This is a genomic window from Shigella sp. FC1967, from assembly GCF_001743005.1.
GTDB lineage: Bacteria > Pseudomonadota > Gammaproteobacteria > Enterobacterales > Enterobacteriaceae > Proteus.
On the sequence record NZ_MIIZ01000498.1, the window covers coordinates 1 to 208 of the forward strand.

1 pseudogene is annotated in these 208 nt (G+C 36.5%); it reads right to left on the reverse strand.

The features are described 5' to 3' along the window. Positions 1–114, reverse strand: a pseudogene (locus tag BHE89_RS24965) (peptidylprolyl isomerase); the annotation flags it as partial. Positions 115–208: the final 94 nt, after the last annotated feature.

Sequence of the window (208 nt, forward strand, 5' to 3'; positions counted from 1 at the left end):
ACTTCCGCAGATAAAATAGTGACCGTTTTTACTGGTACATTTTGGTAAGGTCCAATATTACGAGTTTGGAGCTTGTGAAATTTTATCGACTACATCCATTCCTTTCACAACTTCCGCAGATAAAATAGTGACCGTTTTTACTGGTACATTTTGGTAAGGTCCAATATTACGAGTTTGGAGCTTGTGAAATTTTATCGACTACATCCAT